The 12,970-nt window shown below is 71.5% G+C and carries 11 protein-coding genes and 1 pseudogene; 8 read left to right on the top strand and 4 right to left on the bottom strand.

What is annotated here, in order from left to right; translation table 11 throughout:
- Nucleotides 1–6: 6 nt before the first annotated feature.
- Both DDF62_RS23135 and DDF62_RS23140 read right to left on the bottom strand, forming a co-directional pair.
- Nucleotides 7–435, bottom strand: a complete 429-nt coding sequence (locus DDF62_RS23135) for a hypothetical protein (protein WP_133244980.1) — start codon at nt 433–435, stop codon at nt 7–9.
- A gap of 73 nt (nt 436–508) precedes the next feature.
- Nucleotides 509–1,159: a TetR/AcrR family transcriptional regulator gene (locus DDF62_RS23140; RefSeq protein ID WP_425267072.1), complete on the bottom strand. Its 651-nt coding sequence runs from the start codon at nt 1,157–1,159 to the stop codon at nt 509–511.
- Between the two features lie 168 nt (nt 1,160–1,327).
- On the opposite strand from DDF62_RS23140, the gene DDF62_RS23145 reads away from it, so the two are divergent.
- The 8 genes and pseudogenes from DDF62_RS23145 to DDF62_RS26820 form a co-directional block, all read left to right on the top strand.
- Nucleotides 1,328–1,999: a Coq4 family protein gene (locus DDF62_RS23145; RefSeq protein WP_244286926.1), complete on the top strand. Its 672-nt coding sequence runs from the start codon at nt 1,328–1,330 to the stop codon at nt 1,997–1,999.
- Complete coding sequence (locus DDF62_RS23150) at nt 1,996–2,424, top strand: DUF2147 domain-containing protein (protein WP_116491302.1); 429 nt, start codon at nt 1,996–1,998, stop codon at nt 2,422–2,424. The genes DDF62_RS23145 and DDF62_RS23150 overlap by 4 nt, the downstream gene beginning before the upstream one ends.
- A 126-nt stretch (nt 2,425–2,550) precedes the next feature.
- Entirely contained in the window at nt 2,551–5,037 is a 2,487-nt protein-coding gene (locus tag DDF62_RS23155) for an acyl-CoA dehydrogenase (protein WP_116491303.1), read from the top strand.
- The gene (locus DDF62_RS23160; RefSeq protein ID WP_116491304.1) at nt 5,034–6,362 is read left to right on the top strand and encodes a 3-oxoacyl-ACP reductase; all 1,329 of its coding nucleotides are present in this window, start codon (nt 5,034–5,036) and stop codon (nt 6,360–6,362) included. The genes DDF62_RS23155 and DDF62_RS23160 overlap by 4 nt, the downstream gene beginning before the upstream one ends.
- Before the next feature lie 2 nt (nt 6,363–6,364).
- Nucleotides 6,365–7,225: a MaoC/PaaZ C-terminal domain-containing protein gene (locus DDF62_RS23165; protein WP_208866925.1), complete on the top strand. Its 861-nt coding sequence runs from the start codon at nt 6,365–6,367 to the stop codon at nt 7,223–7,225.
- Nucleotides 7,219–8,505 carry an acetyl-CoA C-acetyltransferase gene (locus DDF62_RS23170; RefSeq protein WP_116491305.1) on the top strand — a complete coding sequence of 429 codons (1,287 nt, stop codon included), beginning with the start codon at nt 7,219–7,221 and terminating at the stop codon, nt 8,503–8,505. Before DDF62_RS23165 ends, DDF62_RS23170 begins: the two co-directional genes overlap by 7 nt.
- Nucleotides 8,502–10,226: an AMP-binding protein gene (locus DDF62_RS23175; protein WP_116491306.1), complete on the top strand. Its 1,725-nt coding sequence runs from the start codon at nt 8,502–8,504 to the stop codon at nt 10,224–10,226. Before DDF62_RS23170 ends, DDF62_RS23175 begins: the two co-directional genes overlap by 4 nt.
- Before the next feature lie 7 nt (nt 10,227–10,233).
- Nucleotides 10,234–10,320 (top strand): annotated as a pseudogene (locus DDF62_RS26820) (hypothetical protein); the annotation flags it as partial.
- Nucleotides 10,321–10,369: 49 nt separating this feature from the next.
- Here DDF62_RS26820 and DDF62_RS23180 read toward each other — a convergent pair.
- Both DDF62_RS23180 and DDF62_RS23185 read right to left on the bottom strand, forming a co-directional pair.
- Nucleotides 10,370–11,269: a bile acid:sodium symporter family protein gene (locus DDF62_RS23180; RefSeq protein WP_244286927.1), complete on the bottom strand. Its 900-nt coding sequence runs from the start codon at nt 11,267–11,269 to the stop codon at nt 10,370–10,372.
- 3 nt (nt 11,270–11,272) lie between these two features.
- Nucleotides 11,273–12,949 carry an FAD-binding dehydrogenase gene (locus DDF62_RS23185; RefSeq protein WP_116491307.1) on the bottom strand — a complete coding sequence of 559 codons (1,677 nt, stop codon included), beginning with the start codon at nt 12,947–12,949 and terminating at the stop codon, nt 11,273–11,275.
- Nucleotides 12,950–12,970: the final 21 nt, after the last annotated feature.

Below are 12,970 nucleotides of genomic sequence, written 5' to 3' on the forward strand. Positions count from 1 at the left end.
GCGGCTTCAGGCGAGCTGTGCGAGGGTTTGCTTGGGCGGACGTTCCTGTTGCGGGCCGCCGATGCCGGTCAGCCGCTGCTGGGCCAGCGCCCAGAGGCCGTCGTCGACATGACGGGCGGCCGGGCGCGGCAGGTCTTCGATCGAGCCGAACACCGAGGGGGTGTCGTGGTGGTGATGGTGGTGATGCGGCGCGACCGGATCATCGCCCAGGCCGTCGGCGGCGATGATCGAGGCGTCGAAGTGAACGTCGATCGAGGTCAGGCGGCCCTGGTAAATGTGGTCATGGTCCTCTTCGAGGGCGGCCAGGGCGCTGGGCGGGCCATGCAGGGCGCGGTCGAGGCCAGTGATCGGACCCTGGACGACGAACACGGCGACGAGCAGGGCGGCCACGGCCGCCACCCATCGTCCCGTCCATGCGCCCAAGGCAGAGGTCACCGACGCCCCTTGCTTCCCGAAATTCCGCCTAATGTCGCCGCTGCGCGAACCGTTCGCAAGAGGCCAGGCCGCCTTACGTAGCCGAAGCGGCGCCTTGCGGGGCCTTCGGGATGAGGAAGCGGGGCAGCAGGCTGGCCACCACCCGGCGGCCCGCGCCGTCGGGCAGGTTCAGCATGTCGCGCAGCGGCGGGCCGATCAGGGCCTCGCCGAAGGCGCTGAGGGCGATGAACAGCACCGCCGCGCCGACCCCTTCGCGGGCCTGGGCGTCCTGGGCGCCCATCTTGTCGGCGATGGCCTCGACCAGGTTCTGGACGGCCGCGCGGACGGGCTCGAGGTGCGAGAGGTCGCCCGACAGCGTGATCCAGGCGGCCAGGCGGCCCGCGCCACCGGTGTCAAATGCGTCGAAAACGGCGTTGACCAGCTCAAGGGGCGCGCCGTCATCGGTCTTCAGCCGGGCGATGGCTTCGTCCAGGGCCTGGGTCAGGTCGGAGACCATCGAGCCCATCAGCGCCGACTGCAGGCCGGCGGCCGAACCGAAGTGGTGAATCAGGTTGGCGTGGGTCACGCCGATCTCGCCGGCCACCGCCGACAATGTCACGGCATCGGGTCCGCCCTTCAGGAGCAGGGCGCGCGCGGAGGCGATCGCTTCGCGGCGTGCTTCTTCGGGCACGCGGCGTCGACGGCGGGTTGCGCTTTTCTCAATTGACATCGATGTAAATGACATTCATGTAGATAAGGCTTTTTCCTTAGGCTTCAACAAGGGGAACCGCAAGTGCAAGCTGCGCCCATAGCGCCCGTACTGCGCCCAGTTCACGGCCAGAATCGCCAACCTTCCCATGCGGCGCCTCGCCGCATCCAACCCGTCCGCGCCATGCGCGCTTTCGGGAGGCTGGTGGCCGACAAGGAGGACACCCGGCAGGTGTTCGAGATCATGAACGCCCTGGCGGGCCGTTCGATCGAGTGGGGCTATCAGCGGCTGATGGATACGCCCGAAGGCGGGATCCAGGCCTATGAGCAGGTCGAGCTGTCCGACCGGCTGCAGGACCGGGGATGGCTGGACGGCTTCGCCGACGGGACGGTGGGCGCGGCCTACCGGGCCTTCGTCGACAGCCGCAACCTGTCGGCCTACGGCCTGGCCGAAGAGAGCGCCAAGGTCGCCGACACCGAGATCGAAGCGGCGCACCCGCGCGCCTGGTACGCCCGCCGCATCCGCGACGTGCACGACATCTGGCACGTGCTTACCGGCTACCAGACCGATGCTTTGGGCGAGGCCTGCGTGGTGGCGTTCTCGCTGCCCCAGACCCGCAGCACCGGTTTTGGCCTGATCGCCGCCGGGGCCGCAGTGCAGTTCATGCGGGCGCGCACCGGCCACCCGTGCGGACGCGCGGTGCTTCAGGCCTGGCGCAACGGCGGCAAGGCCGCCTGGCTGCCGGGCGAGGACTACGTGGCCTTGATGGCCGAGCCGCTGGAAAATGCGCGCGCGCGCCTGCGCATCCAGCGCCCGACGCTCTACGAGCGGGTGCCGCCGGACATGCGCAACGCCTATCTGGGAGGGCCGGGATGAGCCGCCTGTTCGCCCCCCTGGCCTTGGCGGCCTGCGCGATCGCCGCGCCGGCCCTGGCCCAGGACGCCGGCCTCGCCGGACGCTGGCGCACCTCGGCCGAGAACGGCGTCGTCGCCATCGAGCGCTGCGGCGACAGCTTCTGCGGCCGCCTGAAGGACGCCAAGCCGCTGCGCGCCGATCCCGAGCAACGGGACGTGCGCAACCGCAACGCCGAGCTGCGCAGTCGCAAGCTCAAGGACCTGACGGTGCTGGCCAACTTCTCCGGCGGACCGCGTTCCTGGTCCGGCGGGCCGCTCTATGACCCGGAGACGGGGCAGGGCGCCTCGACCGGCACGCTGACCCTGCTGGACGACGACACCCTGGCGGTGAAGGGCTGCATCGCCCCGCTGCTGTGCCGCACCCAGACCTGGAAACGCGTGCGCTGAGCACCGCTCAATTTGAGTAACTGGGGTGGCCGCCGAGCCGCCCCCGCGTTCCGCGTATTCGACTTTGACACCAGCCGACTTCTTGGAGCCGACGGGGGCCGCCCCGCCGGTCGGGGGATTGCGACCATGCTGATCTGGATTGGCGCCGCCGCGCTCATCGCCTTCGTGCTGACCTTCGTGCAGGCCAGGGCCGCCCTGTGGGCGGCCGCCACGGCCTTATGGATAGGCGCCGGCTTCGCGGCCGGCGTGGTCGGCTCGACCGCCACGCTAGTGCTGGCCGCGATAGCCGCGCCGATCGCGGTGCTGACCACCTTCCGCCCGCTGCGCGCCGCCGTGCTGTCGGGACCGGCCATGAAGGCCTTCGCCGGCATCATGCCGCGCATGAGCCCCACCGAGCAGGCGGCCGTCGAGGCCGGCAACGTCTGGTGGGACGCCGAGCTGTTCGCCGGCAAGCCCGACTGGAAGCGCCTGCTGGCCACGCCCGCGCCGGCGCTGTCGGCCGAGGAGCAGCGCTTCCTCGACATCGAGGCCGAACACCTGTGCGACCTGTCCAACGACTGGGAGAGCACCTCGGTCTGGCAGGACCTGCCGCCGGCGGCCTGGGAATACGCCCGCGACAAGGGCTTCCTGGGCATGATCATTCCCAAGCGCTACGGCGGCCTGGGCTTCTCGGCCTACGCCCACAGCCAGGTGGTGCAGAAGCTGTCGACCCGCTGCTCGGCCGCCGCCGTGTCGGTGATGGTGCCCAACTCGCTGGGTCCGGCCGAACTGCTGCTGCACTACGGCACCGACGCCCAGAAGGACCACTACCTGCCGCGCCTGGCGCGGGGCGACGAAATCCCGTGCTTCGCCTTGACCAATCCCTATGCCGGGTCGGACGCGGCCTCGATCACCGACACCGGGGTGGTCTGCCGGGGCCTGTGGAACGGCCGCGAGACGCTGGGCTTCCGCGTCAGCTGGCGCAAGCGCTACATCACCCTGGCCCCGATCGCGACGGTCATCGGCCTGGCGTTCCGCGCCGTCGATCCCGACGGCCTGCTGGGCCAAGGCGCAGAGCCCGGCATCACCTGCGTGCTGCTGCCGCGCGACCATCCGGGCGTAAACATCGGACGCCGCCACTGGCCCCTGAACGCGGTGTTCCAGAACGGCCCGATCACCGGCGACGACGTCTTCGTGCCGATGGAGATGGTCATCGGCGGCCAGGCCCAGGTGGGCAACGGCTGGCGGATGCTGATGGAGTGCCTGGCGGCGGGCCGCGCGATCTCGCTGCCGTCGTCCAACGTGGGCATGTCCAAGCTGGCCGTCGGCATGGTCGGCGCCTACGTCGCCATCCGCCGGCAGTTCAACATGCCGATCGGCGCCTTCGAGGGCGTGCAGGAGCCGCTGGCCCGCATGGCCGGCCACCTCTACGCCTCCGATGCCTTGCGCCGCCTGGCGGCCGCGGCCCTGGACCAGGGCGAGAAGCCGTCCGTCGTGTCGGCGATCGCGAAGTATCACGTGACCGAGCGCGCCCGCATCGTCGTCAACGACGCCATGGACGTGGTCGGCGGCAAGGGCGTCTGCATGGGCCCGGGCAACTTCCTGGCCCGCGCCTACCAGCAGATCCCGATCGCCATCACGGTCGAGGGCGCCAACATCATGACCCGCACCCTGATCATCTACGGCCAGGGCGCGATCCGCTGCCATCCCTACGTGCTGACGCTGATGCGGACGGCGCAGACGCAGAACCTGAAGGACTTCGACGCGGCGCTGTTCGGCTATGTCGGCTTCCTGTTCCGAAATCTCGCCCGGGCGGCCGCCTTCGCCGCGACCGGCGGGCCGCTGATCGGCAAGCCGGCCGGGGCGGCGCCCCAGCTGGGCCGCTACTACCGCGCCGCCACCCGCTTCTCGACCCTGCTGGCCCTGGCCTCGGACCTGTCGATGGCTACCGTCGGCGGCGCGCTGAAGCGCAAGGGAGCGCTGACCGGGCGCCTGGGCGACATGCTCTCGCAGCTGCTGATCCTGTCGAGCGCGCTCAAGCGCTTCGAGGACGAGGGGCGTCCGGCCGAGGACCTTCCGCTGGTCCACTGGGCCGCCCAGGACGCCCTGGCGCGCACCGGCGAGGCCTGGCGGAGCCTGCTGGCCAACCATCCCAGCCGCGTCGTCGCCTTCGTGCTGGGCCTGGTCGGCGCCGGTCTTGGCCGGGCGGGTCCGAACGACCGCGTCGCCGCCGAGGTCGCCGGCCTGATCCAGCGCCACGGTCCGGCCCGCGACCGCCTGCTGGCCGGTTCGTGGACGCCGCGCATCGAGGTCGATCCAATCGCCGCCACGGCCGTGGCCTTCGACCTCCATCCGCAGGTGGAGGCCGTCGAGCGCCGCCTCAAGCCCGCGATCGCCGCCGGCCGCATCGGGCGCGCGCCGCAGAACCTGACCCTGCTGGACGCCTGGGCTGGCGAGGCGGAGGCCAAGGGGCTGATCTCGAGCGCCGAGCGTGACCTTCTCGCCCGCTTCGCGGTGCTGGCCGACATGGCCATCCAGGTCGACGACTTCCCGCAGGACTTCGGCCTGGCCGAGGGCCTGGCGCGCCGGGGCGGCAAGCGCGGCGCCGCCAAGCGCGAGAAGGTGGCCCAATGACCGATCGCTACCTGGAATTCGCCAACAGCGGCCTGGGCGGCTGGATGGTCGGGGCGCTCGGCCTGCCCAAGCCCGCGCCGCTGCAACGGCGCGCCGAGGCCGGGGCCGTCGCCCTGCATCCATTGCTGCTGGAGTCGGCGGGCGGCGGCCGGATGGGGCCGGTCCTGGAGCGGGTCGCCAGCGCTTCTGGCGCGCCGCTGCGCCGATGCTGGTCGGCCGACGAGCGCTATGGCGGGCTGGTGTTCGACGCTTCGGACTGCGTGGACGTGGCCTCGGCCAGGGCGCTGTACGGCTTCTTCCACCAGGCGGTGCGTTCGGTGGCCGAGCACGGCCGGATCGTGGTGATCGGGGTTCCGCCCGAGACGACCGGCGCCACCGAGGCCGAGGCGATCCAGCGGGGGCTGGAGGGCTTCGTCCGCTCGCTGGCCAAGGAGGCGCGGCGCGGCATCGGGGTGCAACTGCTCTATATCGCCCCGGGCGACGAGGACGCTGCGGCCAGCACGCTCGACTTCCTGCTGTCGCCGCGCTCGGCCTATGTCTCGGGCCAGGTGGTGCGGGTGGCCGCGCCCGGCGTGGCGGGCGACGCCAGGCTGGGTCACGCCGGAAGGCACGTGCTGGTCACCGGCGCCTCGCGCGGCATCGGCGAGGCGATCGTGCGGCTGTTCGCGGCCGAGGGCGCGCAGGTCACGGCGCTGGACGTGCCCGCCGCGCGCGAGGACCTCGAAAAGCTGGCCGGCGAGCTGGGCGTGCGGCCGCTCGCCCTCGACATCACCGCGCCGGAGGCCGGAGAGGCCCTGGTGACCGCGGCGCGGGCGGCCGGTGGCTTCGACGTCGTGGTGCACAACGCCGGCATCACCCGCGACCGCACCCTGGCGCGCATGGACCAGCGCGAGTGGGACAGCGTCATGGCCGTCAATCTCGGCGCGCCCCTGGCCCTGACCCGGTCGCTGGTCGAGGCCGGCGCGGTCCGACGCAACGGCCGCATCGTGGCGGTCTCGTCGCTGAGCGGCGTGGCCGGAAACATGGGCCAGACCAACTACGCCCTGTCCAAGGCCGGCTGGATCGGGGCCGTGCGACGCCTGGCCCGCGACGGCCTGGGCGAGGGCGTGACGATCAACGCCGTGGCTCCGGGCTTCATCGAGACCCGGATGACCGCCGCCATCCCCTTCGCCATCCGCGAGGCCGGGCGACGGATGAACAGCATGGGGCAGGGCGGCAGCCCGGTCGACGTGGCCGAGACCATCGCCTGGCTGGCCGATCCCGCCAGCGGCGGCGTCAACGGCCAGGTGGTCCGCGTCTGCGGCCAGAGCCTGCTCGGGGCCTGATCATGAGCGACATGGCCGGGCCGGTCTCGACCCTGGCCCTCGCGGGCGGGGCCCTGCGAGGGCTGCTGCGCCGGGGCGGGGCGTTTCCCGACGCGACGCTGGAGGCGGGCGGGGTGTGGTTGCGGCGCGAGGCGATCGACGCCTACGCTCAAGGCTGCGGCTTTGGCGCCGACGCCGGGGTTCCGCTGACCTTCCCGCACATCCTGGCCTTTCCGCTGCAGATGCGGCTGATGCTGGCGGGCGACTTTCCCTATCCGGTGATGGGGCTGGTGCACCTGTCCAACCGGATCCGGCAGCACGCGCCGCTCGCGGCCGGCGATCGGCTGGCGATCGCCGTACGGACGGGGCGCCTGCTGGCCCACGACAAGGGCCAGGCCTTCTCGCTGGAGACGACCGCCCGTCGCGACGGTCAGGTCGTCTGGGAGGGAACCAGCGTCTACCTGCGCCTGGGCAAGGTGGGGCAGGGCGAGCCCGCGCCGCTTGTCGAGGGCGGAACGGCCGACACGCCGGTCGAGACCTGGACGCTGCCCCCGGACCTTGGCCGCCGCTACGCCAGGGTGTCAGGCGACGCCAACCCGATCCACACCTCCGCCCTCGGGGCCAGGCTGTTCGGCTTCAAGCGCGCCATCGCCCACGGCATGTGGGTCAAGGCCCGGGCCGTGGCGGCGCTGACCCAGGGACGGCCGGTGCAGGCCGGCGAGGTCGAGGTCGCCTTCCGCGCGCCGGTGTTCCTGCCCGGTGAAATCCAGCTGCTCGCGGGCCCCGAGGGGCCGGAGCGCGCTTTCGAGATCAAGGACGCCCAGGGCGCGCGCACCCATCTGCGCGGCCGCCTGGGCCTCAAGACACAGGATCCTTCATGCTGACCCTGCCCGCGCCCCGGCGCGTCGCCATCCTCGGCGGCAGCCGCATTCCCTTCGCGCGCTCCAACACCGCCTATGCCGACGCCTCCAACCAGGAGATGCTGACCGCCGCCCTGCAGGGCCTGGCCGACCGCTTCAACCTGCACGGCCTGAGGCTGGGCGAGGTGGCGGCGGGCGCGGTGCTCAAGCACTCGCGCGACATCGCCCTGACGCGGGAAGCCCTGCTGTCGACGACGATCGGCCACGACACCCCGACCTACGACGTGGTCCAGGCCTGCGGCACGGGGCTGGAGGCGGCGATCCTGGTGGCCAACAAGATCGCGCTGGGCCAGATCGACGTGGGCGTGGCGGGGGGCGTCGACACCACCTCGGACGCGCCGATCGCGCTGAACGAGGGCTTCCGCAAGGCGCTGCTGGCGGCCAATCGCGAGAAGACCAGCGGCGGCAAGGTCAAGGCGTTGCTGGGCGCGGGGCTGGCCGCGCCGTTCAAGCCCGAGCCGCCGCGCAACGCCGAGCCCCGCACGGGCCTGTCGATGGGCGAGAGCTGCGAGGTGATGGCCAAGCATTGGAACATCCCCCGCGCCGAACAGGACGCCCTGGCCGTGCGCAGCCACCAGCGGATGGCCAAGGCCTATGCCGACGGGCTGTTCGACGACCTCGTCACGCCGTTCCGGGGACTGAAGCGCGACAACAATCTGCGGCCCGACATCGACCCGGCCAAGCTGGCTACGATGAAGCCGGTGTTCGACCGCGAGCACGGTACGCTGACGGCCGCCAACTCCACGCCCCTGACCGACGGCGCCTCGACGGTGCTGCTGGCCAGCGAGGAATGGGCCAAGGCGCGGGGGCTGCCGGTGCTGGCGTACCTGCGGGCCGGCGAGACGGCGGCGGTGGACTTCGTCAAGGGCGACGAGGGCCTCTTGATGGCCCCGGCCTACGCCGTGCCGCGGATGCTGGGCAAGCTGGGCCTCTCGTTGCAGGACTTCGACTACTACGAGATCCACGAGGCCTTCGCCGCGCAGGTGCTGTGCACGCTGAAGGCCTGGGAGGACGACGACTACGCCCGCGCGCGCCTGGGTCTCGACCGCGCGCCCGGCGCCATCGATCGCGAGAAGCTCAACATTCACGGCAGTTCGCTGGCCGCCGGGCATCCGTTCGCGGCCACCGGCGGGCGGATCCTGGCGCATCTGGCGACCATGCTGGACCGCAAGGGGAGCGGCCGGGGCCTGATCTCGATCTGCGCCGCCGGCGGCCAGGGCGTGGTGGCGGTGCTCGAGAGATGACCGACGCCCAGATCCTCGCCGCCGACGCCGACCGCCTGTGGGCCGAGCGTTTCTGGACGCGCAGCTACCGCGCCGACGTGCCGGCCACGATCGACGACGAGCTGGCCCTGTGGCGTTCGGTCGGCGAGCTGTTCGAGGCCGACGCCGGCCGCTACGCCGATCGCACGGGCTTCGTCAGCCTGGGCACGGGCGTCAGCTACGGCCGGGCGCTGAGCGAGGCCAAGGCCTTCGCCGCCTGGCTGCAGTCCGTCGGCGTGCGGCAGGGCGAGCGCGTGGCGCTGATGATGCCCAACTGCCTGCAGTATCCGGTGGCCCTGTTCGGGACGCTGATGGCCGGCGCCGTGGTGGTCAACGTCAACCCGCTCTATACGCCGCGCGAGCTGCATCACCAGCTGGAGGACAGCGGCGCGGTGGCCATCGTGGCCATGGAGATGTTCGCCCACACGCTGGAACAGGCCGTCGAGGGCACGGCGATCCGCCAGGTGGTCGTCACGGCCATGGGCGACATGATGGGGCCGGCCAAGGGCGCGGCGGTCAACGCCATGATGCGCCATGTCGAGAAGCTGGTCCCCAAGTGGCGGCTGCCGGGCGCGCTGCGCTGGCCGGCGATGATGCGCAGTGCGAGGCGATTGAAGCTGGCGCCGGTGGAGATCCGGCCCGGGGACCTGGCCTTCCTGCAATATACCGGGGGCACGACCGGCGTGGCCAAGGGGGCCATGCTGACCCACCGCAACATCATCGCCAACGTCCTACAGGGCCGGGCCTGGATCATGACCCAGATCCCGCAGGACCAGGCCGTCGGCAACGTGACGATGCTGCCGCTCTATCATGTGTTCTCGCTGACCGCGAACCTCCTGATGTTCGTCGGCGTGGGCGGCCGCAACATCCTGATCGCCAACCCGCGCGACGCCAAACGGGTGGAGTGGGTGCTGCGCAACGAGCGCTTCACGGGGCTCACCGGCCTCAACACGCTGTTCACCAGCCTGCTGAACAACGAGGCCTTCCGGAGCCGGGACTTCTCGGACCTGCGCCTGACCATCGCCGGCGGCATGGCCACCCAGCGCAGCGTCGCCGAGGAATGGCAGGACGTCACCGGCGCGCCGGTGATCGAGGGCTATGGCCTGACCGAGTGCTCGCCGGTGGTCTGCATCGGCTATGTCGACATCGACAACCCACAGACCATGGGCTTCGACGGCACGGTGGGCCTGCCGGTTCCGTCGACCGAGGTGCGCATGCGCCGCGACGACGGCTCGTGGTGCGGGATCGACGAGCCGGGGGAGCTGTGCGTGCGCGGCCCGCAGGTGATGAAGGGCTATTGGGGCCATCCCGACGAGACGGCCAAGGTGCTGTCGGCCGACGGCTGGCTGGCCACCGGCGACATCGGCGTCATGCAGACCGACGGCCGTGTGAAGCTTCTGGATCGCCTGAAGGAGATGATCCTGGTCTCGGGCTTCAACGTCTATCCCAGCGAGGTCGAGGACGTGGTCGCCGCCCATCCGCTGGTCGAGGAGGTCGCCGCCATCGGCGTGCCCGATCCGGTGCAGGGCGAGCGGATCAAGATCGTGGTGGTGCGCCGCTCGGCCGAGCTGACCTCCGAGGCCCTGGTCGCCCACTGCCGTGAGCGGCTGACGGCCTACAAGGTGCCGCGGATCGTCGAGTTCCGTGCCGAGCCGCTGCCCAAGACGCCGGTCGGCAAGGTGCTGCGGCGGGAGTTGAAGTAGGCGTTCCATCGCCCATTCAGTTCGTCATCCTGGCCGCAGCGAAGCGGAGAGCCGGGACCCAGGAGCCGACGCATTGCCTGTGGCCCCTGGGTCCCGGGTCTACGGCCCGCTTCGCGGTCCTCCACCCGGGATGACGTGGATTTCTAGCTTGTCGAAGGACGAGGATCACGCGCCATGCCGGCCGTCCGCGTCAGCACCACCCCGAACACCGCCGCCAGCGGGAACATCAGCACGCCGTAGACGGCGGCCGGCAGGCTCATTTCAGGGCGCTGCAATACCGACTGGGCGACGACAATGGCGAGGGCGGCGTTGTGCAGCCCCACCTCGAAGGCGCTGGCGATCGCCTGCTCGCGGGCTACGTTCAGCAGGCGTGGAACCACGAAGCCCACCGTCAGGCTGAGCAGGCAGAAGACGACGGTGACGCCGGCCAGCCCCACCACCTCGTCCTTCAGGGTCGCCAGGTTCGCCGCGACGGCCGCGCCGATCAGCAAGGTGAGGAAGGCCACCGACACCACCCGCACGGGCCGGTCCATGGCGTCGGCGAAGCCCGGGCGCAGATGGCGCACCAGCATGCCCAGGGCCACCGGCCCCAGCACCACCATGAACACCTCGACGGTCTTGGAGAACCGCAGGCCGACGCTGAGCTCGCCGGGCTGGAACCAGGCGACCGACAGGTTGACGACGATCGGCAGGGTGAGGACGGCCAGGACCGAGTTGATCGCCGTCAGGCTTATGTTCAGCGCCACGTCGCCGCGGAAAAGGTGGCTGTAGAGATTGGCCGCCGTGCCGCCCGGCGACGCCGCCAGCAGCATCAGCCCGACCGCCGTCTCGGGCGGCAGGCGAAACAGCAGGGCCAGGCCAAAGCCCATCACCGGCAGCACCAGCAGCTGGCAGGCCAGGGCGACGACCGCGGCGCGCGGCCGGCGACCTACGCGGGCGAAGTCGGCGGGGGTGAGGCTCAGGCCCAGGCCGAACATGATCAGGCCCAGGGCGGCCGGCAGGGCCACCGTGGTCAGCGGCGAGGCCAGCGCGTCGGCGCCCATGGCTCAGACCGCCCCGGCCAGGGCGCGGCCGGCGGCCAGGCCAGAGAAGATGCAGCCGCCCAGGAAGGTGCCCTCCAGGGCGTTGTAGCCGTGCAGCCCGCCGCCGCCGAAGCCCGAGGCTTCGCCGGCCGCGTAGAGCCCCTCCAGCACCTGGCCGTCGGGCGTCAGCACCCGGCCCGCGAGATCGGTCTGTAGTCCGCCCAGCGACTTGCGAGTCAGCACGTGCAGCTTGACCCCGATCAGCGGTCCGGCGGCCGGATCGAGGATCCGGTGCGGCGTCGCCGTGCGGGCCAGCCGGTCGCCGAGGGACCGGCGGCTGTTATGGATGCCCATCACCTGCAGGTCCTTGGCGAAGGGGTTGCTCATCTGGGCGTCGCGATCCTCGATCTGGCGGCGGATCAGGGCCGGATCGAGCAGGGGCGCGGCGGTCAGGGCGTTCATCTTGCCGACCAGGTCCTCGAGGTTGGCCGAGACCACGAAGTCGGCGCCGTTGCGCTTGAAGGCGTCGACCTCCGGCGGCGCGCCCTTGCCCAGGCGCGACTTCAGCAGCGACAGGCGGCGGCGATTGGTGATGTCGCCGTTCTGCTCGGAGCCGGAGAGGGCGAACTCCTTCTCCAGGATCTTCTGGCTGACGATGAACCAGGAGTGATCGTGCTCGACCAGGTCCGGCGTCGTGCGCAGATAGCGCAGGGTGGCGATGGTGTCGTAGCCGGGCAGGGCGGGGAAGGGCAGGCGCCGCCCCAGCGCGTCGAACCACATCGACGAAGGGCCCGGCAGGATCCGGATCGCATGCCTGGGCCAGATCGGTTTCCAGTTCTGGACGCCCTCGACGTAGTGCCACATGCGGTCGCGGTTCACGAGGCGCGCGCCGGCGCCGGCGGCGATGTCGAGCATGCGTCCGTCCACGTAGGCGGGCACGCCCGTGATCATGCTCGTGGGCGGCGCGCCCAGGCGTTCGGGCCAGTAGCGGCGGACCAGGTCGTGGTTGCCGCCGATGCCGCCGGTGGCCAGGACGACCGCGCCGGCCTTCAGCGTGAAGTCGCCGACGACCTGGCGACTGGACGGCGCCCCGCGCGGCGCGTCGTCGGCCGCCAGAACACTGCCCGAGACGCCGGTCACCCGGCCGCCTTCGACGACCAGGGCGTCCACGCGACGACGGTGATGGAAGGTCAGCAGCCCTCGTCCGGCGGCCTGGCGGGCGCGATCGGCGAACGGCTCGGAAACCCCGGTGCCGGTGCCCCAGGCCACATGGAAGCGGGGAACCGAATTGCCGTGCCCCAGGGCCTGGCCGGCGCCGCGCTCGGCCCAGCCGACCATGGGGGTCAGCGTGATCCCGTGCCGCCGTAGCCAGTCGCGCTTGCCGCCGGCGGCGAACTCGACATAGGCGCGCCCCCAGCGGATCGCCCATTCGTCTTCGGGGAGAGCGCCGTCCAGCCGGTCCCAGTCGGCGCTGCCGAGCCAGTCGCGCCAGGCCAGGTCGAGGCTGTCGCGGATGCCCAGGCGTCGCTGTTCGGGCGAGTTCACCAGGAATAGCCCGCCGAACGACCAGAACGCCTGGCCGCCCAGGTTGGCGGCGTTCTCCTGGTCGACCAGCGCCACGCGCTTGCCCGCCTGAGTGAGTTCGTTGGCGGCCACCAGGCCGGCCAGCCCGCCCCCGACGACGATGACGTCAGCGTCCATTCCTTGCCCTCCCGTGCTGCG

Source organism: Caulobacter radicis (assembly GCF_003094615.1).
Lineage (GTDB): Bacteria > Pseudomonadota > Alphaproteobacteria > Caulobacterales > Caulobacteraceae > Caulobacter > Caulobacter radicis.

What these genes read in the sequence shown, in the direction of transcription:
- DDF62_RS23140 (WP_425267072.1), bottom strand. Translation starts at nt 1,159, where the DNA reads ATGTCATTTACATCGATGTCAATTGAGAAAAGCGCAACCCGCCGTCGA.
- DDF62_RS23150 (WP_116491302.1), top strand. Translation starts at nt 1,996, where the DNA reads ATGAGCCGCCTGTTCGCCCCCCTGGCCTTGGCGGCCTGCGCGATCGCC.
- DDF62_RS23155 (WP_116491303.1), top strand. Translation starts at nt 2,551, where the DNA reads ATGCTGATCTGGATTGGCGCCGCCGCGCTCATCGCCTTCGTGCTGACC.
- DDF62_RS23160 (WP_116491304.1), top strand. Translation starts at nt 5,034, where the DNA reads ATGACCGATCGCTACCTGGAATTCGCCAACAGCGGCCTGGGCGGCTGG.
- DDF62_RS23165 (WP_208866925.1), top strand. Translation starts at nt 6,365, where the DNA reads ATGAGCGACATGGCCGGGCCGGTCTCGACCCTGGCCCTCGCGGGCGGG.
- DDF62_RS23170 (WP_116491305.1), top strand. Translation starts at nt 7,219, where the DNA reads ATGCTGACCCTGCCCGCGCCCCGGCGCGTCGCCATCCTCGGCGGCAGC.
- DDF62_RS23175 (WP_116491306.1), top strand. Translation starts at nt 8,502, where the DNA reads ATGACCGACGCCCAGATCCTCGCCGCCGACGCCGACCGCCTGTGGGCC.
- DDF62_RS23180 (WP_244286927.1), bottom strand. Translation starts at nt 11,269, where the DNA reads ATGGGCGCCGACGCGCTGGCCTCGCCGCTGACCACGGTGGCCCTGCCG.
- DDF62_RS23185 (WP_116491307.1), bottom strand. Translation starts at nt 12,949, where the DNA reads ATGGACGCTGACGTCATCGTCGTCGGGGGCGGGCTGGCCGGCCTGGTG.